The sequence below is a fragment of the Flavobacterium aquidurense genome (assembly GCF_001404985.1).
In the GTDB taxonomy this organism is placed as follows: Bacteria; Bacteroidota; Bacteroidia; order Flavobacteriales; family Flavobacteriaceae; genus Flavobacterium; species Flavobacterium aquidurense_B.
Window position 1 is genome coordinate 348,495 of record NZ_JRLF01000010.1, and the last position, 22,976, is coordinate 371,470.

20 protein-coding genes are annotated in these 22,976 nt (G+C 34.3%); 16 read left to right on the forward strand and 4 right to left on the reverse strand.

What is annotated here, in order from left to right; translation table 11 throughout:
* Positions 1 to 81 precede the first annotated feature (81 nt).
* From RC62_RS09950 to RC62_RS09965, 4 genes are all read left to right on the forward strand, one after another.
* Positions 82 to 1,344, forward strand: a complete 1,263-nt coding sequence (locus tag RC62_RS09950) for a DUF5103 domain-containing protein (RefSeq protein WP_055095171.1) — start codon at positions 82 to 84, stop codon at positions 1,342 to 1,344.
* Positions 1,345 to 1,423: 79 nt separating this feature from the next.
* The gene (gene apaG / locus RC62_RS09955) at positions 1,424 to 1,810 is read left to right on the forward strand and encodes a Co2+/Mg2+ efflux protein ApaG (protein WP_041517556.1); all 387 of its coding nucleotides are present in this window, start codon (positions 1,424 to 1,426) and stop codon (positions 1,808 to 1,810) included.
* A gap of 154 nt (positions 1,811 to 1,964) precedes the next feature.
* Positions 1,965 to 3,590: an L-glutamate gamma-semialdehyde dehydrogenase gene (gene pruA, locus RC62_RS09960; RefSeq protein WP_055095037.1), complete on the forward strand. Its 1,626-nt coding sequence runs from the start codon at positions 1,965 to 1,967 to the stop codon at positions 3,588 to 3,590.
* Between the two features lie 502 nt (positions 3,591 to 4,092).
* Entirely contained in the window at positions 4,093 to 4,824 is a 732-nt protein-coding gene (locus RC62_RS09965; protein WP_055095039.1) for a hypothetical protein, read from the forward strand.
* An 83-nt stretch (positions 4,825 to 4,907) separates the two neighbouring features.
* Here the strand turns inward: RC62_RS09965 and rsmG are convergent, their stop codons facing one another.
* Positions 4,908 to 5,537, reverse strand: coding sequence for a 16S rRNA (guanine(527)-N(7))-methyltransferase RsmG (gene rsmG, locus RC62_RS09970; protein WP_055095041.1), 630 nt, complete (start codon positions 5,535 to 5,537; stop codon positions 4,908 to 4,910).
* Between the two features lie 107 nt (positions 5,538 to 5,644).
* On the opposite strand from rsmG, the gene RC62_RS09975 reads away from it, so the two are divergent.
* The 7 genes from RC62_RS09975 to RC62_RS10005 all read left to right on the forward strand — a co-directional run bounded on the left by RC62_RS09975 (position 5,645) and on the right by RC62_RS10005 (position 13,477).
* A complete protein-coding gene (locus RC62_RS09975) occupies positions 5,645 to 6,739 on the forward strand; it encodes a fatty acid desaturase family protein (RefSeq protein WP_055095043.1) in 1,095 nt (364 codons plus the stop codon).
* Positions 6,740 to 6,812: 73 nt separating this feature from the next.
* Complete coding sequence (locus RC62_RS09980) at positions 6,813 to 8,003, forward strand: pyridoxal phosphate-dependent aminotransferase (RefSeq protein ID WP_055095045.1); 1,191 nt, start codon at positions 6,813 to 6,815, stop codon at positions 8,001 to 8,003.
* A 369-nt stretch (positions 8,004 to 8,372) separates the two neighbouring features.
* Positions 8,373 to 8,831, forward strand: a complete 459-nt coding sequence (locus tag RC62_RS09985; RefSeq protein WP_055095047.1) for a ferritin-like domain-containing protein — start codon at positions 8,373 to 8,375, stop codon at positions 8,829 to 8,831.
* Between the two features lie 195 nt (positions 8,832 to 9,026).
* On the forward strand, positions 9,027 to 10,901 hold the full coding sequence (locus RC62_RS09990) for a peptidase U32 family protein (RefSeq protein ID WP_055095049.1): 1,875 nt from the start codon (positions 9,027 to 9,029) through the stop codon (positions 10,899 to 10,901).
* A gap of 520 nt (positions 10,902 to 11,421) precedes the next feature.
* On the forward strand, positions 11,422 to 12,582 hold the full coding sequence (purT, locus tag RC62_RS09995; protein WP_055095051.1) for a formate-dependent phosphoribosylglycinamide formyltransferase: 1,161 nt from the start codon (positions 11,422 to 11,424) through the stop codon (positions 12,580 to 12,582).
* Between the two features lie 2 nt (positions 12,583 to 12,584).
* Complete coding sequence (locus RC62_RS10000) at positions 12,585 to 12,902, forward strand: DUF6370 family protein (protein WP_055095053.1); 318 nt, start codon at positions 12,585 to 12,587, stop codon at positions 12,900 to 12,902.
* Positions 12,902 to 13,477 carry a Crp/Fnr family transcriptional regulator gene (locus RC62_RS10005; RefSeq protein ID WP_055095055.1) on the forward strand — a complete coding sequence of 192 codons (576 nt, stop codon included), beginning with the start codon at positions 12,902 to 12,904 and terminating at the stop codon, positions 13,475 to 13,477. The genes RC62_RS10000 and RC62_RS10005 overlap by 1 nt, the downstream gene beginning before the upstream one ends.
* Before the next feature lie 173 nt (positions 13,478 to 13,650).
* Here RC62_RS10005 and aceA read toward each other — a convergent pair whose 3' ends face one another.
* Both aceA and aceB read right to left on the reverse strand, forming a co-directional pair.
* On the reverse strand, positions 13,651 to 14,931 hold the full coding sequence (gene aceA, locus RC62_RS10010; protein WP_055095057.1) for an isocitrate lyase: 1,281 nt from the start codon (positions 14,929 to 14,931) through the stop codon (positions 13,651 to 13,653).
* Between the two features lie 254 nt (positions 14,932 to 15,185).
* Positions 15,186 to 16,787 carry a malate synthase A gene (gene aceB / locus RC62_RS10015; protein WP_055095172.1) on the reverse strand — a complete coding sequence of 534 codons (1,602 nt, stop codon included), beginning with the start codon at positions 16,785 to 16,787 and terminating at the stop codon, positions 15,186 to 15,188.
* Between the two features lie 197 nt (positions 16,788 to 16,984).
* Between aceB and RC62_RS10020 the strand changes: the two genes are divergently transcribed.
* The 3 genes from RC62_RS10020 (at position 16,985) to RC62_RS10030 (ending at position 20,315) form a co-directional block, all read left to right on the forward strand.
* Entirely contained in the window at positions 16,985 to 18,466 is a 1,482-nt protein-coding gene (locus RC62_RS10020; RefSeq protein ID WP_055095059.1) for a helix-turn-helix domain-containing protein, read from the forward strand.
* Between the two features lie 444 nt (positions 18,467 to 18,910).
* Entirely contained in the window at positions 18,911 to 19,627 is a 717-nt protein-coding gene (locus tag RC62_RS10025) for a pirin family protein (RefSeq protein WP_055095061.1), read from the forward strand.
* A gap of 154 nt (positions 19,628 to 19,781) precedes the next feature.
* Complete coding sequence (locus RC62_RS10030; protein WP_055095063.1) at positions 19,782 to 20,315, forward strand: YceI family protein; 534 nt, start codon at positions 19,782 to 19,784, stop codon at positions 20,313 to 20,315.
* Positions 20,316 to 20,517: 202 nt separating this feature from the next.
* Here the strand turns inward: RC62_RS10030 and RC62_RS10035 are convergent, their stop codons facing one another.
* Positions 20,518 to 21,381, reverse strand: a complete 864-nt coding sequence (locus RC62_RS10035) for a helix-turn-helix domain-containing protein (RefSeq protein WP_055095065.1) — start codon at positions 21,379 to 21,381, stop codon at positions 20,518 to 20,520.
* A gap of 184 nt (positions 21,382 to 21,565) precedes the next feature.
* On the opposite strand from RC62_RS10035, the gene RC62_RS10040 reads away from it, so the two are divergent.
* Positions 21,566 to 21,928, forward strand: a complete 363-nt coding sequence (locus RC62_RS10040; RefSeq protein ID WP_041517577.1) for a DUF983 domain-containing protein — start codon at positions 21,566 to 21,568, stop codon at positions 21,926 to 21,928.
* Positions 21,929 to 21,999: 71 nt separating this feature from the next.
* Positions 22,000 to 22,875 (forward strand): ACP S-malonyltransferase, encoded by an 876-nt coding sequence (fabD, locus tag RC62_RS10045; RefSeq protein ID WP_055095067.1) that lies wholly within the window; start codon positions 22,000 to 22,002, stop codon positions 22,873 to 22,875.
* Positions 22,876 to 22,976 lie beyond the last annotated feature (101 nt).

Genomic DNA, 22,976 nt, shown 5'->3' on the forward strand with positions numbered 1-22,976 from the left:
GAGTTGTTTTTAAAACCAATAAAACGGCATCCTGTTACATTACATAAAATTCTTATATTTACAAATCTTACACGTAATATGATGCTAAAATTTTTGTTTCAAAATCTACTATTATTTTTTATTTGCACTTCGGCAACAGCACAGGAAGTGCAAAATGAGATTGATCCTCCTTATAATATCAAAACTATTTCGTTTGTTCAAAATGGCAGCAATGCAGTTCCTATATTTGAATTAGGCAATACTTTTTCATTTCAGTTTGATGATTTATTTGGCAATGAAGCTAATTATTATTTTGAAGTTATTCATTGCGATTATAATTGGAAACCAACCGATATTCCTAAAACTGATTACCTTAGTGGTTTTGACAATCAGAGAATTACTGATTATGTTAATTCTTTTAATACGCTTCAGGTGTATTCTCATTACAGATTATCTTTTCCTAATCAATTTACTACACAATTACGAATTTCAGGAAATTATATGCTTAGAATCCTGAATGAAGATAAAGACATTGTTTTCTCTAGAAAATTTATTTTGTACGAAAATCATTCTACGGTTACAGCTCAGGTAAAACGAAGCCGTGATGTTACCAATATTGACTATAAGCAAAACCTTGATTTTGCAGTGTTATCAAATGATATTGTTTTTCAGACTCCTTTACAAAACGTGAAAATCCTATTATTACAAAATGGTAATTTTAATACAGCTATCAAAAATGTTCCTCCACAATATACTATAGGAAATCAATTAGTATACAAATACAATAAAGAAACTCAGTTCTGGGGCGGAAATGAATTTTTATATTTTGAAAATAAAGACATTCGTGCCGCAAACAACAATGTAGGACGAATTGGTGCAAACAATGATATCTACAATGCTTATCTCTATACAAATCAGGCAAGAGCTAACCAAATTTATTCGGTTTATCAAGATGTAAACGGAAATTTTGTAGTTAAAAACATAAATGCTTCCAATAATGAAATTGAAGCAGATTATGCCTGGGTTTATTTTAGTCTTTCTGCGCCAACTTTCAGATCATCATCCAAAGACATTTATATTACAGGAATGTTCAACAATTACAGTTTATCGCCAGAATACAAAATGGATTACAATACTGACAAAGGGGTTTATGAAAAAGCAGTTATGATTAAACAAGGTTTTACTAATTTTCAATATACTATTGCCGATAAAAAAGGAGTTATAGATTATGAAAATGCTATCGACGGAAACTTTTATCAAACTGAAAATGAGTACACCATATTAGTTTATTACAAAGAAAGTACAGATCGTTATCAAAGAGTTATAGGAAAAGGAAATGCCAACTCCATAAACATCATAAATTAAAACATTGTTAAGGTTTTAGATCGAAAGATTTTTTTTTGTAGATTTGCACGTATAACGCACACATATATACTACTTTAGTATGGTTTCTCAGATAACACGAGGCATAAAAATATCTGTTTTGACTAGTTTTGAAGGTACTTACTTCAAGAACTACAAGATTCACTTTGCTTTTAGTTATGTGGTTACAATTGAAAATCACAGTAAAGATTCAGTTCAGTTAACTTCTCGTCATTGGGAGATATTTGACTCATTGAATGATTTAGAAATTGTTGACGGAGAAGGTGTTATTGGGAAAAAACCAGTTTTGAAACCTGGAGAAAATCATACTTACAGTTCCGGTTGTTTATTATCATCCCCTTATGGTGCTATGAAAGGTCATTTTAATATGATCAATTTTACAACTACAAAAACATTCAAAGTAATTGTTCCTACTTTTAGAATGTGCGCTCCTTTTGCCCTAAACTAAATAGCGGCTTAAAAACTCTATTTTTTATAGTTATCTTAATCATAATTTTGTCAAATTATTAATTTATCCTTTGTACTTTTGTGCAGCGTTAGATTATTCGTAACAATCAAATCATCTAACCCTTAAATTGTCTAATTATCTAATTTTAAATAAAATGCTAAAAGGATTCTTTCATGTACCAAAAGCGGTAAACGAGCCAGTAAAAGGTTACGCACCTAACTCACCAGAAAAAGCAGCTGTTCAGGCCGCTTACACAACATTGTGGAATTCTAAAATTGACGTTCCGTTATACATCGGAAGCGAAGAAATCAGAACTGGAAATACAAGAACAATATCAGCTCCTCACGATCACAAACACATTGTAGGAACGTATCACTTAGCGGAAAAACAACATATTGAAAAAGCAATTGCTAATGCACTTGAATCAAGAAAAGCATGGGCAAACATGGCATGGGAACAACGTGCAGCTATTTTCTTAAAAGCTGCGGAACTTATCGCAGGACCATACAGAGCTCGTATTAACGCTGCTACAATGATTGGTCAATCTAAAAATATTCACCAGGCAGAAATTGATGCTTCTTGCGAATTGATCGACTTTTTACGTTACAACGTAGAATTTATGACTCAAATTTATGGAGATCAGCCAAAATCAGATTCTACAACATGGAATCGTTTAGAATACAGACCTCTTGAAGGTTTTATTTACGCAATTACTCCTTTTAACTTTACTGCTATTGCTGCCAATCTTCCTGCAAGTGCTGCAATGATGGGTAACGTTGTGGTTTGGAAACCAAGTGATAGCCAGGTTTTCTCTGCAAAAATCATCATCGATGTTTTCAAAGAAGCAGGTGTTCCTGATGGTGTTATCAATGTTGTTTTTGGAGATGCCTTAATGATTACGGATACTGTTTTGGCAAGCCGTGATTTTGCCGGAGTTCACTTTACAGGATCAACTCATGTATTTAAAGATATCTGGGCTAAAATTGGTGCAAACATTCACCACTATAAAACATATCCAAGAATCGTTGGTGAAACTGGTGGTAAAGATTTTATCATTGCACATCCAAGCGCTAACGTAAAACAAGTTGCTACAGGAATTACTCGTGGCGCTTTTGAATTTCAAGGACAAAAATGTTCTGCAGCTTCAAGAGCTTATGTTCCACAAAGTTTATGGCCTGCTGTAAAAGAACAATTAATTGCAGATGTAAAATCAATGAAAATGGGTTCTCCGGAAGATTTTGGAAACTTTATTACTGCAGTAATTCACGAAGGTTCTTTTGATAAATTAGCTGGTTTTATCGATCAGGCTAAAAAAGATGCTGATGCGCAAATCATTGCTGGTGGAAACTATGATAAATCTGTAGGTTACTTTATTGAACCAACTATTATTGTAACTACAAATCCTAAATATACTACAATGGAAACCGAATTATTCGGACCAGTAATTACTATATATGTTTATGAAGATGCAAAATGGGAAGAAACTTTAGAATTAGTTGATACTACTTCTGAGTATGCTTTGACAGGAGCTGTCTTTAGCCAGGATCGTTATGCAATCGAAGTAGCGACTACTAAATTGCAAAATGCTGCCGGTAACTTCTATATTAACGACAAACCAACAGGAGCTGTTGTAGGAATGCAGCCTTTTGGTGGAGCAAGAGCCTCAGGAACTAACGATAAAGCAGGTTCTGCATTGAACTTATTGCGTTGGGCTTCTCCTAGAACTATCAAAGAAACTTTTGTAACTCCTGAAGATTACAGATACCCTTTCTTAGGATAATAATATTTTTGTTTCAAGTTTAGAAACATTTCCAGTTTCAATTTAGAAACTCTATGTATATAAAGCCGAATCTTAATTAAAAGATTCGGCTTTTTGTTTGTTATATATTATTTTCAAAATTCTCAACAGCAAATGCTTTTAGATAAAATTGATTATAAAAATTTGCTATTCATAATTAAAACAGCAAAAAACAAACAACTCATTTACAGTATTTTAATTTAAAAAAACTATACTAAAATTTAAATTCGTTCCAATATATACAAATTAAAATTAATATTATTTTGTAGTTATTTTCTTATTATATTAATTATCAACATGATACATACTCAAAAACCCTATTCTGTTACTTAAAAAACTTATTGTAATACAGTAAAAATATTTGTCATCTTAAATTTACATCAAGTTTAATTGTGTGCTAAAACAAAAAAAAAATACCAGAAATAACTTGTGTACAAGCACTTTTTAAACTGTAAAAAAAAAAATCAGTAAAAAATAAGAAGACATGAAAAATTTACAAAACACCCCTTCAATAATTTTAGAATCTAAGAGTATTGGTCACCCAATTGATTTTAAATGGAATAAAAAAAAGATTAATCAATTTTTAGATCCTTTAGAAAGAAATACAGAACTGGAAAACGCATTACTGCAAATTAATCACAAAGCCTCAATGGGGCTAACAGCAGCTTTGCTTGAATGGGTAAACTGGCGTTTTAAAGGATATACAAAAATGACTGAAGAAACTCAAAAAAGAATCGAAGCTATATGGTGTTCTATTGATAATGTAAAGAATACAAAACCTTTAACGTTTGATGATAATTTTGACTTACCGGCCGCCGGTCATATAAATGGAGTGCTCTGGATTGCTCTTATGAATGTGAGAATGATCGATGTTATGTATAGAAAAGGATCCTACTTTATTCAGAGTGAACTTGTGGGATTGGTTTTATTAGCGCGTCATATTACTCCTAAAAAAAGAGTGTTCGATAAATGGCTTCGTACCATAATAATAGAATTAATACATCAGTATCCATCGCAATATTATAATGAGAATTTAGATGAAACAGATGAAGCAATATACGATTCATCAGATGAATCTGTAATTTGCCGCAATTTTTTCTTTGATCCTGAATTTCAATATTCAACTGAAGCATCAGAAAAAGCAATAAATGAATTAATACATAACTTAGATACTAAATCAAATCAATTCTTGTGTTTCCCAAAGAAAGCATCGTAATCAATGAATCTGAATTTTAAATAAAAAACCCGACAATAATTCATAAACAATTAATGTCGGGTATTTAATAAGCAGATAATAAATTAAACGCTAAACTTTAAAGGCAAGTGCACTACTTTTTTAGTTTCGAAAAATTCATCTTCAAAAATAGTTGACAGGTCGTATAAAGTTGCTTTTGGAAAATCTTTTAATTCTTCGGTCAAATCGCCACCTTTTAAGTATAGGATTCCATTTTTCAAAGTATGTTTGTGTTGCTTTTTGATTTTATTTTTAATCCAGGAAACAAAATCCGGCATATTGGTTACAGCGCGACTTACAATAAAATCGAAATCACCTTTTACCAATTCAGCACGTTTTTGTTCGGCTTTTACATTTTTTAATTCTAACGCATCAACAACACCCTGAACTACTTTTATTTTTTTTGCAATAACATCAATTAAATAAAAACGGGTTTCAGGAAAAAGAATTGCTAACGGGATACCTGGAAATCCACCACCGGTTCCAACATCAAGAACAGTTGCTCCGGGTTCAAATTTCATGATTTTTGCAATTCCAAGCGAATGCAAAATATGTTTCGTATATAATGCATCAATATCTTTCCTTGAAATAACATTGATTTTTTCATTCCAATCGTGGTATAAAAAGTCTAATTTTTGAAATTGTTCGATTTGAATATCGGTCAAATCAGGAAAATATTTCAATATCTCATCCATTGCTCTAAATTTTTAACAAAAGTACTACTTTACAGTTGAAATATTTAACTCAATTTTGCAAATTGAAAATTTATAATAATTACCTTTGAAAACTATTTAAAACAATTATGAATAACACTGCGCCTACATTTGCTAAGCAAGACAATCTGAAGTTCTTCAGAACACTTAACTCACGAGTAAACAATTACTTCAAGGAGAACAACATTCAGAAAACTGGAAACTGGAAGCTGCACTTAAAAGCCGTAATTCTTTTTGCCGTTTTTCTTACGCCTTACTTTTTAATCTTAACCCTTGACATGCCATTTTGGGCACAATTATTACTAAACATCCTTATGGGTATTGGAATGGCAGGAATTGGAATGAATGTAATGCATGACGGAAACCATGGATCATACTCTTCTAAATCGTGGATCAACAAAATTATGGGCGGAAGCATTTATGTTTTGGCCGGAAACGTTCATAACTGGCAAGTACAACACAATGTACTTCACCACACTTACACTAATATTCACGGTCATGACGAAGATCTTGATGCTGGTAGAATTATTCGTTTTACACAAAATGCCGAGTGGCACCGTTTTCATAAATTTCAACATTATTATTCTTTCTTTTTATATGGACTGTTGACTTTTAATTGGGCTTTAACAACTGATTTTAAGCAAATGAAAAACTACCTAAAAAGAAAATTATCTTACGGAGCACCTCAAAGTCCAACTAAATTATGGACAGTATTGGTGATCACAAAAATCATCTATGTTTTAATCTGGATGGCTTTGCCAATGATTTTAGGCGTAACATGGTGGAAAGTAGTTATTGGTTTCTTCGTAATGCATTACACAGCAGGACTAATTTTAAGTATTGTTTTTCAATTGGCACACGTAGTAGAAGAAACTTCAAATCCGGTTCCGAATGAAGAAGGAGAAATGGAAAATACCTGGGCAATTCATCAGTTATACACAACGGCTAATTTTGCTCCTAAAAACAAAGTGATCAACTGGTTTACAGGAGGATTAAACCATCAGATTGAGCACCATATCTTCCCGAATATCAGTCACATTCATTACGGAAAAATAGCCGAAATTGTAAAACAGACCGCAATCGAATGCAATTTGCCTTATCATGAATTCAAAACCATGAGAGGTGCTGTTATAGCACATTACAAGCATCTAAAAGATCTTGGAATGAAACCGGAACTAGCATAAAACTAAAAAAAATCTATTAATAATTAACCTTCCTTAATTAAAGTTGAAATTAAGGACATTCAAAAATTTTATAATGAATCATATTCTTTCAGACAGAATCAACAACTTAGCAACATCACAAACATTAGCAATGGCTGCTTTAGCGCGTGAATTAAAAGCACAGGGAAAAGACATTATCAGTTTAAGCTTAGGAGAACCTGACTTTAATACACCAGACTTCATTAAGGAAGCGGTAAAAAAAGCAGTCGACGAAAATTACAGTACATATTCTCCGGTTGAAGGTTATTTAGAATTGAGAGAAGCAATTTGCAGAAAATTTAAAAGAGACAATAATTTAGAATACAAACCAACGCAAATCGTAGTTTCTACAGGAGCAAAACAATCTTTGTACAACATTGCTCAAGTAATGCTAAACGATGGTGACGAGGTTATTTTACCGGCACCTTACTGGGTTTCTTATTTCGAAATTGTAAAACTTTCAGGAGGAGTCCCTGTTGAAGTTCCTACATCTGTAGATACAGATTTTAAAATTACACCAGAACAATTAGAAGCTGCTATCACGCCAAAAACAAAAATGATGTGGTTCAGTTCTCCTTGTAATCCATCTGGATCTGTATATAGCAGAGAAGAATTAACTGCTCTTGCAAAAGTGTTAGAAAAACACCCAAATATATATGTAGTTGCTGACGAAATTTATGAGCACATCAATTTCTCAGGAACTTTCTGCAGCATCGGTTCAATCCCGGGAATGTTAGAAAGAACAATCACTGTAAACGGAGTTGCAAAAGCATTCGCTATGACAGGATATAGAATTGGTTATATTGGAGCACCTGAATTCATCGCAAAAGCATGTACAAAAATTCAGGGACAAGTAACTTCAGGAGCAAATTCTGTGGCACAACGTGCAACAATTACTGCTGTAGATGCTGACCCAAGCGTATTAAATCACATGGTTCAGGCTTTCCATACCCGTAGAGATTTAGTGGTTGGATTATTAAAAGAAATTCCAGGTGTAAAAATCAATGTTCCGGAAGGAGCATTTTACGTATTCCCAGACGTTTCTTCTTTCTTCGGAAAAACATTAAAAGGAACAGAAATCAAAGATGCAAACGACGTTTCGATGTACCTTTTGGCCGAAGCTAACGTTGCAACAGTAACAGGAGATGCTTTCGGAAATCCAAACTGTATTCGTTTCTCTTACGCAACAAGCGACGATATCTTAAAAGAAGCATTACGCAGAATCAAAGAAGCTTTGGCTGTGTAAAAAACATACATAATTTTAATAAGACGGCTTAAGGTTTAAAGTTTCATCACTTTATAATTTGAGCTGTTTTTTTTTATGCCTATTTTGGGCGTGTCCCTCCGGGCCGGACTATCCGCTGCAAGTCCTCGCACTTCCTTCGTCAGGCTGTGTGCTTTCCACTTCTATCCCTCACGCAAACCATAACAAGAACTTTATTCTTCAACTAATACAAAGCAATTAGTGAAAATTCGTAAAATTCTTGGCAAAAACAATCTAATCCTTTCAAAATTCCCATTCCACAATATTATAAATCACAAGTATAATCCTGTAAAACACAACACGCTATTAGTTCCCATCTTTGTAAATATAAAACTTAAAAAATTATTTATTATGATACATACAGATGAAACCACAGAAAAAGCAGTTAGTACATTAGAAGGATTAATTGCAATTCTTGAAGACGGAAAACTAGGATATACAAATGCAGCAGAACATGTAAGCAGTCCAGCGATCAAAACAGACTTTTTAGACTATGCACGTGAGCGTGCATTATTTATCGTAGAAATTCAGGACGAAATCAATAAACTTGGAAAATCAACAGATACTGCCGGAGGCGGACCATTAGGAGCCTTGCACCGTGCATGGATCGACATCAAATCATCTTTTACAAGCGGAGATACTGAAGCTATCATTAATGCTTGTATTACCGGTGAAGAAGCTGCGATCGAAAAATATAAAATGGCTCTGGAACACAACCATCTTGATGGAAGTCAAATCGCAATTGTTTCAAAACAATTAAATAGTATTGAAAATACTTTGACTAAAATTAAAGCGAAAAAATTGTCATAATATTTGGCACTATTTTTTTGAGAAGAAAACTACTTGGTTGAAAGACCGGGTAGTTTTTTTGTTTTTAATAATACAATCATTCCATATAACCCAACTATTTCAAAAAAAACACCTCCATCGTTAGCAATCTCGAATTATTTATAAGAACTTTGCAAACTTTTTCCGTGAATACCACAGAAGCTTAAAGTTTTAGAAATGAAGAAGAAGATAGAAATATTAGCTCCTGCTAAAGATTTAATTGGAGGAATGGCAGCCATAAATAGTGGCGCCGATGCAGTTTATATTGGTGCACCACAATTTGGAGCACGCTCAAATGCCAACAATTCAATTGAAGATGTTGCAGCTTTGGTACAATATGCGCACTTATTTAATGCTCAGGTTTTTGTGGTTATGAACACCATTTTGTACGACAACGAACTGGAAACTTGCCGTTCAATGATCTGGGAATTATACGATATTGGTGTCGATGCCCTGATTATTCAGGATATGGCGATTATGGAAATGGACTTACCTCCTATCGTACTTCACGCCAGCACACAAGCCAATAATCGTGATGCCGATAAAATTAAATTCCTTAAAGATGCCGGAATCAAACGTGTGGTTTTAGCCCGCGAATTGAACTTACATCAAATTAAAACGATTTACGACCATGCTGATGTTGAATTAGAATTTTTCGTAACCGGTGCATTATGTGTATCCTTTAGCGGAAACTGCTATATGAGTGTCGCAAACGGAGAACGCAGTGCCAATCGTGGTTCTTGCGCACAAAACTGTCGTTTACCCTATAACTTAATCGACGGAAACGGAGAAACTTTAATCAAAAACAGCCACTTACTTTCAATAAAAGATTTAGATATTTCAGAGCAAATTCCAAATTTGATCGAAGCCGGAATCGTTTCTTTTAAAATCGAAGGGCGATTAAAAGATGTGGTTTATGTAAAAAACAACGTTTCTTATTTACGTCAAAAACTAGATAGTTTCTTAGAGGCAGAAGGCAATGACAAATACATGAAAGCCTCTTCCGGAACTTGTACTTATACGTTTGATTCCTCTTTAAACAGAACCTTCAACCGTGGTTATACAGACTATTTCGTGAACGAAAGACACAGTTCTATTGGTTCTTGGGAAAGTCCAAAATCAAAAGGTCAATATATTGGTAAATTAATCAGAACCGTAGGAAACGCTTACGAAATCGAAAACGGCGAATTACTAAACAACGGTGACGGACTTTGTTTCATCAACGAAAACAATGAAGCCGACGGAATCTACGTAAACAAAGCCGAAAACGGTAAAATTTATCCAAACGTTTTAAAAGAAGTAAAAGACGGAACTTTCATCTACAGAAATAACGACGCCGCTTTTATCAAAATTGTAGAAAGAGAAGATAGCGCTGTTCGTAAATTAAGCACGACTTTATTACTTACAGAAACAGAAACTGGTTTCGAACTTATCGCAACCGATGAAGACGGAAACGTAAGTATCGTAACTTTAGAACACGCAAAAGAGCAGACTAAAACCGGCGAATCAATAGAAGAAAACATTAAAACACAATTGGCAAAAACAGGTTTCACACCTTACACTGCTGATGAAATCAACATTATGTTTTCTCAAAACTGGTTCCTTCCTATTTCAAAAATCAACGAAATGCGAAGAACGGTTTACGATCAGTTGACCGAAATTCGTTTGAAAAACTACAAGCGCGAAGAACACCAAATGGTAAAAACGTCGCATCCGTATCCAGAAACCAAACTGGATTTCATGTACAACGTTTCGAACAAAACAGCTCGTAAGTTCTACGAACGTCACGGTGTTACCGAAATCGAAAAAGCATTCGAATTACAATGGGATCCGGGAAAATCTCGTGTAATGACAACCAAATATTGCATCAAATACGAATTAAAAAAATGTCCGATACACCAAAAAGATATTGTAGGCGTTAAGGTAAAAGAACCTTTGGTTTTAAAACAAGGCGAACTTGAATACAAACTAAAATTCAACTGCAAACCCTGCGAAATGGAAATTTGGGAAAAAGATGCAGAATTCGAAATTGAAGAAGATCATTTTCATTAACATACAAAACCGATACTTTAAAAGTGTCGGTTTTTTTATTTTTATTTGGGCGTGACCACAAGGGTCGGGCTATCCGCTGCAAGTCCTCGCACTTCCTTCGTCAGGCTGCGGGCTTTCCACTTCTATCCCTCACGCAAACAGGTTAGTAAGAACTTTTAGATTTATAATCTCCCACAATCTTGTCATTCTGAGGAACGAAGAATTTCCGTAAGTAACTCCGTTCCAATAAGCCAATCTTTGTCGAGCTTCTCGCGGAGATTCTTCGTTCCTCAGAATGACAAACTGTACGGTTACTTTATCTAAAAATTAAATTCCCTACTTAAATTAAATCTGCTCGATCTGCAAAATCTGCGTGAAACCTTTATGAACCTTCTTTTAACTTAAAATCAAAAGCTTCACGTTCTTAGCGTAAATCTTTACAACCTTTGCGGTTAATGTAAAATTGCATAGACACACAATACTTTGCGGTTAAAAACATTTTTCGCTACTTTTACTACTCCATTATTTACAAAACTCCAAAATGAAAATACTACTCCTTGGTTCAGGCGAATTAGGCAAAGAATTTGTCATTGCTGCACAACGAATCGGACAAACCATAATTGCAGTTGATAGTTACGAAAATGCCCCAGCGATGCAAGTGGCGCACGGATTTGAAGTTATCAATATGCTCGACGGTGAAGCTCTTGACCGAATCGTAGCCAAACACAAACCTGATTTTATAGTTCCAGAAATAGAAGCCATTCGTACGGAACGTTTTTACGATTACGAAAAACAAGGTATTACAGTTGTTCCTTCGGCAAAAGCAGCAAACTTTACTATGAATCGTAAAGCCATTCGTGATTTAGCTTCAAAAGAATTAGGTTTAAAAACAGCCAAATATCAATACGCAACTTCAGCCGAAGAATTACAAAAAGCCGTTCAGGAAGTTGGAATTCCGTGTGTGGTAAAACCTTTAATGTCTTCTTCCGGAAAAGGACAATCGACTATAAAAACCGAAAGTGATATCGAGAAAGCCTGGCAATATGCTGTTGCAGGTTCACGTGGCGATGTCATCGAAGTTATTGTAGAAGCTTTTGTAGATTTCAATTCAGAAATCACACTTTTAACAATTACTCAAAATAACAATCCAACCTTATTTTGTGCGCCAATTGGTCACAGACAAGAACGTGGTGATTATCAGGAAAGCTGGCAACCTGCTTTAGTTTCAGAAAAAGATCTATACGAAGCGCAAGATATGGCCGAAAAAATCACTGAAGCGCTTGGCGGAGCAGGACTTTTTGGTGTTGAATTTTTCTTAACCAATGAAGGTGTTTATTTCTCTGAACTTTCTCCTCGTCCGCATGATACGGGAATGGTAACTTTGGCCGGAACGCAAAATTTCAACGAATTCGAATTGCATTTACGCGCCATTTTAAACCTTCCAATTTTTGAAATTACATTAGAAAAAGCTGGAGCAAGTGCTGTAATTTTAGCATCGAAAGATTCTAACAATCCTACTTTTACCGGAATCGAAAAAGTAGCTGCTTTACCAAAAACTGATTTCAGGATTTTTGGAAAACCAACCTCAAGACCATATCGCCGAATGGGAGTTGTATTAAGCCATGATTCACTCGCAACTCCAATCGAGGAAATTGTTGAACGCGCAAAAGCAACTTCGAAATTAATAACTGTAAATTCTTAAAAATGAAAAAAGTAATATTTATATTATTCTTATTTGCTGGAATCGCCATGCAAGCTCAGGATAAAAAAACAACTGAAAAACCTCAAATTGTAGAAACAGCTTGCGGAGAATGTCAATTTGGGATGAAAGGCAAAAGCTGTGATTTAGCCGTTCGTATTGACGGGAAAGCTTATTTCGTAGATGGAACAACGATTGACGAACATGGCGACGCTCATGCCGAAGATGGTTTTTGCAATAAAATACGCAAAGCTTCTGTAACCGGAAGAGTAGAAAACGGTCGTTTTAAAGCTACTTCATTCACTTTGATAAAAGAAAAATAATGGCATTAATTCTTGAAAACATTTCCAAGCACGTTTCGCTGACTCCTGAAGAACAAGCTCTTTTTTTATCAAAAACCGAAACGCATACCTATAAAGCCAAAACTATTTTATTAAGTGCCGGCGAAGTTTGCAAGCACTCTTATTTTGTAAATTCCGGAATTTTAAGAAGTTTCAATATCAACGATAATATTGTCGAACATGTTCTGTCATTTTCATGTTCAGGCTGGTGGATTAGCGATATGTATAGTTTCTTTTCGCAAAAACCAGGACAGCTTTTCATCGAAGTTCTGGAGGATGCAGAAGTAATTTCATTATCCAAAGAAAATCAGGAACAATTGTATTTGGAGATTCCAAAATTAGAGCGTTTTTTCAGAATTCTAATCGAAAATTCATTGGTGGCCAATCAACAACGATTAATGGACAATTTAAGTTTACCTGCCGAAGAACGTTTTGATAAATTCTGTAAAAAATACGGAACATTGGTTCATAAAGTACCTCAAAAACAAATCGCTTCTTTTATAGGCGTTACGCCTGAATTTTTCAGTAAAATGAAAGCCAGGCTTTTAAAAAAGTAGAAAATATTTAGCGAGGAATTAGACAAATTTTCACAAATTAAATTGACTCAAAGATTGAATTAAAATTCGCGTGAATTCGTGAAATTCGTGGCAACATTTTTTAATCACTTTAATCTGTGAAATCTGTGGCATAAAACAAAAAACCAGTTCAATGAACTGGTTTTTCTTTTGAATTAAAATTGCTCAACCTCCGTAGAATGTTCCATCGCCGTTATAGTTGATTTTCCTATCATAACCGTATTTTGAACAGCATCAAAATAAGAAGTTCCTACGAATGCCTGATGTTTTACTGCTCTGAAACCGTTTTTCTGCAAAGCAAATTCTCTTTCCTGCAATTCAGAATATCCTGCCATTCCGCGTTCTTTGTAGGCTTTAGACAATTCGAACATACTTGTGTTCAAAGCATGAAATCCAGCCAAAGTAATGAATTGGAATTTATATCCCATCGCAGCTAAATCTTCTCTGAATGTCTCCATTTCTGCAACTGATAATTTTGCAGCCCAGTTAAAAGAAGGCGAACAATTGTAAGCCAGCATTTTATCCGGAAACTCTTTTCGCATTGCATCGGCAAACTTTTTAGCATAAACTAAATCCGGATTACTGGTTTCCATCCAAATCAAATCAGCATAAGGTGCGTAACTCAAACCTCTCGCAATTCCCTGATCGATTCCGCTGTTTACATAAAAGAAACCTTCGTTTGTTTTTTCGCCTGTAATAAATTTAGCATCTCTAGGATCTGCATCGCTAGTTAATAAATTGGCCGCATCAGCATCTGTTCTTGCGACAATAAGTGTAGAAACTCCCATAACATCTGCTGCTAAACGAGCTGCAATCAATTTATTAATTGCTTCCTGAGTTGGAACCAAAACTTTTCCGCCTAAGTGTCCGCATTTTTTAGCAGAACTCAATTGATCTTCAAAATGAACTCCTGAAGCCCCCGCTTCAATCATTGATTTCATCAATTCAAAAGCATTTAAGTTTCCGCCAAAACCAGCTTCGGCATCAGCCACAATAGGAACTAAGTAATCTTTTTTATCTTTAACTCCATTTACGGTCTGAATCTGATCAGCACGTAAAAGAGCATTATTGATTTTTTTAACCACCATTGGCACACTATTTACCGGATAAAGCGATTGGTCAGGATACATTTCTCCCGCCAAATTTGCATCAGCGGCAACTTGCCATCCGCTCAAATAAATCGCTTCTAAACCAGCATCGACTTCCTGAATCGCCTGATTTCCTGTCAATGCGCCCAAACCAGCAACATAATCCTGACTTTTTAACTTTCTCCATAATTTTTGCGCTCCTATTTTAGCAATAGAATGCTCAATTTGATACGAACCCTGAAGTGTAATTACTTCTGTCGCGGTATAAGGACGCTCAACACCTTTCCATCTTGGGTTCGTAATCCAATCGTTAATCAATTCCTGAATTCTGTCTTCTGTTGTTTTCATAAATAGTTTGAGTTAAAGTGGTTAGTGAGTAAATAGTTTGCAGTCGCAGTTTTCAGTTTTCAACTTAACTGGACTTATTTTTCTTTGAGATTAATTTTAACACATAGAAACATAGCTTTTCTTTGTGGTTAAAGGCATTTTATTTGTTTAAACAAACATAGCTATGTGTGAAAATCTAGATTTTTTATAAAACTCTTTTTATTCACATTTTAAACCTATGTTTCTATGTGTTTAAAATAAACCCAGCGTTTTGTTTATAGATATTTGTAACACGGAATCGTTAAGAAATCAACGAAATCAGGATTTACAACCAATCTTTCTAAGACCTTTTCAGCTAAAGGAAATTGTCTTTTTTCATGATTTTCCTCGCCCAATTCGTCTTTGATTTTCTTGAATTCATCTAAAGCCAATTCGTGATAATATGCCAGATCTAACTTTCGCCCATTATCTAAAAGCACTTTATTCTGAAGCCATTGCCACAATTGCGATCTCGAAATTTCAGCTGTTGCAGCATCTTCCATTAAATTATGCAAGGCAGCTGCACCTTGTCCGTTTAACCACGAAGCCAGATATAAAACTCCTACGTTGATATTTTTCCGAACACCGTTTTCAGTAATGATTCCAATTGGTGGTTCAATCAAATCTGCTTCTGTAATTTTTCGATGTTCTCTTTTTATATGAATCTGATTTGGAGTTGGCATTCCTTTGTCAAAAATCTCTTTTGCAATCGAAACCAAATCAGGATGAGCTACCCAGGTTCCGTCATGTCCGTTTCTAACTTCACGTTCTTTATCCGTTTTTACTTTTGCAAAAGCTATTGCATTGGCTTCTTCATTATTTCGAATCGGAATTTGAGCTGCCATACCGCCAATCGCATGAATTCCTCTTTTATGACATCTTTGAATTACCAAATTCGAATAGGCATTCATAAAAGGTGAAGTCATATTTACCTGATCCCGATCCGGAACAATGAATTTTGGGTTCTTGCGAAATTTTTTGATGTAAGAAAAAATATAATCCCAGCGTCCGCAATTCAAACCAACGATATGTTCTTTCAATTCGTAGATAATTTCATCCAGCTGAAAACTTGCCGTTATGGTTTCGATTAAAACCGTCACTTTTATTGTTCCGCGTTCTAGTTTCAAATAATCTTCTGTAAAATCAATTACAGTATTCCACCAACGCGCTTCCAGATAATGCTCTAATTTTGGAATATAGAAATATGGTGCTGAATTATTTTCCAGAAGTCTTTTGTGATTGTGAAAAACATACAATCCAAAATCTACCAAAGAGCCTGAAACTTCCTTTCCTTCTATTAAAAGATGTTTTTCTGGTAAATGCAAACCACGCGGACGCACAATTAACGTTGCGATTTTTTCATTTAAATGATACGATTTCTGTTTAACCAAATCTGTATACGAAATTGTTTTATTAACCGCATCAATTAAATTCATTTGCCCATCCATCAAATTTTGCCAGGTTGGAGAAGTACTATCTTCAAAATCAGCCATAAAGGTTTTTGCGCCAGAATTTAAAGCATTGATAATCATTTTGCGATCAACAGGTCCGGTAATTTCTACTCTTCTGTCCAATAAATCTTTTGGGATTTCTCCAGCTGTCCAATTACTTTCTCTGACGCTTTTAGTTTCCGGTGTAAAAACCGGCATGATCCCCTGATCAAAAGCAGTTTGTTTTTGTTCACGCTGTAACAACAACAGTTTTCGTTGCGATTCGAATTTTCGATGCAAATCGGTTATAAAAACAATCGCTTCTTCTGTCCAGATCTTTGGATAAGAAAGCTTCTTTTCGGCTAAAAATTCCATTGCCGTTTCGGTAATTTCTAATTGGTTTTTCATAGCTGTGAATTTTATTTTCATTAGTAACAATTGAATTGATTATAGCTTTTCGAAAAACATTTAATCACAACAATCTGATATCTAATAATTTCTACACCACAATATTAGAAAAAAGTTTTTTACAAAACAAGCGAACGTTCGCTAAATATTAAAAATAATTTTTTGGCGATTATTTTTTAAATGGTTATATTTGATTTATGGATATCGAAAAAGACTATATAAAGCTGATATTTGGGCTAAAACTCAAGCAAGTTCGCACCCAAAAAAACCTTTCACTTTTTGGCCTGGCCAAATTGACAAATCTTTCAAAATCATACTTAAATGAAATTGAAAAGGGAAAAAAATATCCTAAAACAGATAAAATTTTGCTTCTGTGCGAGCATTTAGAAACAAGTTATGATCAAATGGTTTCCTTAAAACTTGATAATAATCTTGCTCCGATTGGTGAAATTCTAAAATCAGGAATTTTAAAAGAGATTCCGTTAGAGCTTTTTGGAATTCAGGAAGCTGATTTAATTGATATTATTGCCAATGCTCCTGCCAAAGTCAATGCTTTTATTAGTACAATAATCGAGATTGCACAACATTATAATTTAAGTCGTGAAAGTTTTTTTCTTGCTGCTTTAAGATCGTATCAGGAAGCTCATAGTAATTATTTTGAAGATCTGGAAGAGAAAGTAATTTCTTTTTCAAAATCGTTTCAGATTAATTTAGATTCTAAAATTAGCATCGAAGAGTTAGAAGCGATTTTAAAAGAAGAATATGAATACAAAATAAAAGAAATCGCCTTTACTGATCAGGAAGCTTTGGGTGATTTGCGTTCTATTTATGTTCCCAAAAGCAAAACACTATTACTGTCAACAGAATTAGACAATCCGCAGAAAGCTTTTATTCTCGCCAAAGAAATCGCTTATAATTATTTAAAAATTTCAGATCGTTTACTGACTTTCAGCTGGATCAAGTTTGAGAATTTTGATCAGGTTTTGCACAATTTTTATGCTTCATATTTTGCTGGTGCTTTATTATTACCAAGACAATTGGTAGTGACTAAAATCAATGATTTCATAAATAACGAAAAACCAAATCCGGAAGAATTTGTTGCTTTAATCGAAAGTTTTGAAGTTTCTCCGGAATCATTCTATCAGAGATTAACCAACTTATTACCAAAAGATTTTCATTTGAAGAATTTGTTCTTTTTGAGAATGTCACATAAAATTGGTTCTGATAAATACCAAATAAAAAAAGAACTTCATATTACCAACCAACAAGAACCTCACGCAAACGAAACGAACGAGCATTATTGCAGAAGATGGGTTTCAGTAAAAACAATAGACGAATCAATCAGACAAAACAAACCTCATTTTTTTGATGCTCAAATTTCAAGTTATGCACATAGTGGCAATGAATATTTAGTTTTTTCATCAGCTACAAAAGATCCTTTTGTAGAAAATTGCATCAGAAGTATTTCGGTTGGAATTTTGATTACTCCGGCTATGAAAAAGAAATTCAAATTCATAGAAGGAAAACCCCTCATTAAAAGAATCGTTGGTGTTACTTGCGAAACCTGCGATGTAAAAGATTGCCTGGAAAGAGCAGCTCCGCCAATTGCATTAGAAAAGAAAAGACGCCATGAGAATACAGATCTGGTTGTACAGCAGTTTATCACACAATACAGCTGATTTAGATTTTAGCTTTTTTCACACACAATCTTGTCATCCTGAGGAACGAAGGAGCTCCGTTAGTAACTCCATTCTGAGAATCGCTAATCTTTGTCGATTATGATTGCGTAAAATGGATTTATCCCGAAGCTTCGGGACATCTCTACAATATAATTCGTTCCTTCGGAACTTTTATACAAATTGGAAATATAGATTTTTTATGAAAATGAAAGTTCTCGCATAGCCCCGATAGAAGTGAAAATCCTTTTGTGACGGTGTTCGGCACAAAAGATTGAAACGGATAGCGGGACTTCAGGTCTTTTGAAAACCAAGATTTCTGCTCCCAAAAAACCTTAAAATCTTAGCAACTCAGAACCTCAGAATCTTTTCTTAATCTAGGTTAAGTGCGTTTCATTGACCTTGGCGGTATCTTTGTACTATAAAAATAACAAAACACACATCATCATGGAAAATATAGTATTACACAAAGCAGAAACAAGAGGAAACGCAAATCACGGATGGCTTAATGCTTATCACAGTTTTAGTTTTGCGAGCTGGTACAATCCTGAAAGAATTCAGTTTGGAGCTCTTCGCGTTTTAAACGATGACACGATTGCAGGTGGAATGGGGTTTGGAACACATCCTCACGATAATATGGAGATTATCACAATCCCGTTAGAAGGTGATTTAGCGCACAAAGACAGTATGGGAAATACTGAAATTATCAAAAATGGAGATATTCAGGTTATGAGTGCCGGAACTGGGGTTCAACATAGTGAATTTAACCCAAATGCCGATCAGCAAACTAAATTATTACAAATATGGTTGTTTCCGAATAAAAGAAATGTAGAACCTCGTTACCAACAAATTACTTTAAATGTTGCTGACAGACATAATAAATTAGCACAAATTTTATCCCCAAATGCTGATGACGAAGGAGTTTGGATTCATCAGGATGCATGGTTTAACATGGGAAATTTTGATGCTGGAATTGAAACTGAATACAAAATCAAAAAAGAAGGAAACGGAGTTTATGCTTTCATCTTAAAAGGAAATGTGACAATCAATGGTCAGGAATTAAACACTCGTGATGCTGTTGGAATTTCAGGAACCGATATCTTAAACATTAAAGCAAATACTGATGCGGAATTTTTATTAATGGATATTCCGATGAACTATTAATTCAACAACATTTTTCAAACAATAAAAACAAAAACACTGATATTCAAAAAGTTACTTCGTTATTTATTTCTTAATCTAGGTTAAGTGCTTAACAAAGACAATCGAAGTAACTTTGTCCTATCAAAATGAAATTAATTATTTAAAAATAAAAATTATGGCAACTACAAAATGGTCAATTGACCCAACACATTCAGAAATTGGTTTTAAAGTTAAACACATGATGTTTACAAATGTTTCAGGAAAATTTGGAACTTACGACGCAACAATTACTACAGACGGAGATAACTTCGAAAATGCAGATATCGAATTTTCTGGTGATATCGCTTCTATTGATACTGCAAATGCAGACAGAGACGGTCACTTAAGAAGTGCAGACTTTTTTGATGTAGAGAATAATCCAAAATTAACTTTCAAAGCTTCATCTTTCAAAAAAATTGATGCTGGCGATTATGAAATAACTGGTGATTTAACCATCAAAGGTGTTTCAAAATCTGTTACATTTCCGGTAGACTTTAGCGGAATCATGACTGATCCTTGGGGAAATACAAAAGTAGGTTTAAGTATAGAAGGAAAAATCAATCGTAAAGACTGGGGTTTAAACTGGAACTCAGCTCTTGAAACTGGTGGTGTTTTAGTTGGAGAAGAAGTTCGTTTGAACATTGAATTGCAATTTGCAAAACAAGCATAATTCCTTAAGATTAGGTTTAATTTGGTTGGTTGAAAAGCCTGCACTTTTTAGGAAGTGCAGGCTTTTTTTAGTTTGCAGTCGAGAAAAGTTTGCCACGAATCCCACGAATTTGCACTAATTTTTTTTCCTAAAATGGAGATGTTTTTTTTTCACTACAGATTAAATATTAATTCGTGGAAATCAGTGGAATTCGTGGCAAAAACTATCGCTCAGTATTTCGGAATTCTGTTGGCGACATTCCGGTTTGTTTTTTGAAAAATCTGGAGAAATACGAATAATCTTCGTAACCAACTTTGAACGCCACTTCGTTTACTGCTAATTGCTTATCGATCAGCATTCTTTTTATTTCGAGAATTACACGATCTGTAATAACTTCGGTTGCAGTTTTTTGCAGAATTTCATTGCAGATTCGGTTTAAATGTTTCAACGTGATATTTAGTTTTTCAGCATAAAATGACGGCAATTTTTCCTGTCTGAAATATTGCTCCAGAAACATTTCAAACTTATCTATTTTAACATTGTAGGAGTGTGCCTGATGCGAATAGGTTTCATTGTATTTACGGGCAATTTCAATATGGAGACAATCTAACAAATTCAGCATTTTGTCAAGTTGATATTTATTTTCCTGGCTGTTTTCCTGAATCAGTAAATTAAAATAGGGAAGGATTTTCGGGATTTGATTTTCTTCAAAAACCATTTCCGGCCGATTGTGAATCGAATGATAAAAATTATATTCGTTGATGTTTTTTTGTCCAAAATATAAATTATAAAGTTCCTGAGAAAAAATAATCACAAATCCTTCAATATCTTCAGATAAACTCCAATGATGCATTTGTCCGGGTTGTAAAACAAACAAACTTCCTTTTTTTATTTCGAATTGATCAAAATCAATTTCGTGCTGTCCTGAACCTTTCGTAAAAAACACCATTAAATAGGAATCGTGACGATGCGGTTCTTCGACAAAACTGTGACTTTTTAAATGTTCTTTGAAAGTATTCACATAAAAATCACGATGAATATCATTGCAGCTAAAATTCTGAACACTATAAACGGGATATCTTTTCATATATGTAGAATTTATTTTTTATTGATCATATATGCGATCGCTAAATCACGTTCTTCGTTTACAAAGTCATTTAAGTTAGGCGATGTCATAAAAATGTCTTTATTGTGCTATAAGTAGCGAAGATATAAAAAAGACTTTAATCCTACTCTGGTTTACCTTTGTATAAATAAAAAACAACAAGATCATGTCAAGTGCATTAACTCATATTTTAAGTAACGAATGTCCTATTTGTCATAAAGGAAAAGTTTTTAAAGACAAGAATATTTTTCTAAATTTTGGTTTGCCAAAAATGAATGAATATTGCAGTCATTGTAATTATAAGTTCCAGAAAGAACCTGGTTATTTCTTTGGTGCTATGTACGTAAACTACGGATTAACAGTTGCTCAGGGAATTGCAACGTATTGTATTGCTCAGTTTTTCTTCGAGAAAAATTTCGACTTAAGAATCATTCCTATTATTGCTGTTGTTATAACCTTACTTACTTCTTTTAATCTACGATTTTCAAGATTAGCATGGATTTACATGTTTAAGGATTATACGAAATAAAAAAGTACTATTTTTGCGTTTCAATTGAAACTAATTTTCAATTTAAAAAAATTCAATCTTAAATTAGACAAATGAAAGCATACGTATTTCCGGGTCAGGGTGCACAGTTTACAGGAATGGGCAAAGACTTATATGAAACATCGGCTTTAGCCAAAGAATTATTCGAAAAAGCCAATGAAATTTTAGGTTTCAGAATCACAGATATTATGTTCGAAGGTACAGCCGAAGAACTAAAAGAAACTAAAGTAACCCAACCTGCTGTTTTTTTGCACTCGGTTATTTTAGCCAAAACTTTAGGCGAAGATTTTAAACCAGAAATGGTCGCAGGACATTCTTTAGGAGAATTTTCTGCATTGGTTGCAAACGGAACTTTATCTTTTGAAGATGGTCTTAAATTAGTTTCACAACGTGCTCTTGCAATGCAAAAGGCCTGCGAAATCACTCCATCTACAATGGCTGCAGTTTTAGGATTAGCAGATAATATTGTAGAGGAAGTTTGTGCTTCTATTGATGGAATCGTAGTTGCTGCAAATTATAATTGCCCGGGACAATTGGTAATTTCAGGAGAAACTACCGCTGTTGAAAAAGCTTGTGAAGCGATGAAAGCTGCCGGAGCAAAACGTGCTTTAATTTTACCAGTTGGAGGAGCTTTTCACTCACCAATGATGGAACCAGCAAGAGAAGAATTGGCTGCTGCAATTGAAGCAACTACATTCTCTACTCCTATTTGCCCAGTTTACCAAAATGTAACAGCAAATGCAGTTTCTGATGCAAACGAAATCAAAAAGAACTTAATTATTCAATTGACTGCTCCTGTAAAATGGACTCAATCTGTACAACAAATGATCGCTGATGGCGCAACTTTATTTACTGAAGTTGGACCAGGAAAAGTATTAGCAGGTTTGATCAATAAAATCGATAAAGAAGCTGTCACTGCGAATGCATAATTAGTATTCAGTTTTCAGTCGCAGTTTTCAGTTTTCAGTTTTCAGTTGAAAATTCAGATAAAATATAAATCCTCATAAACAATTTGTTTATGAGGATTAAT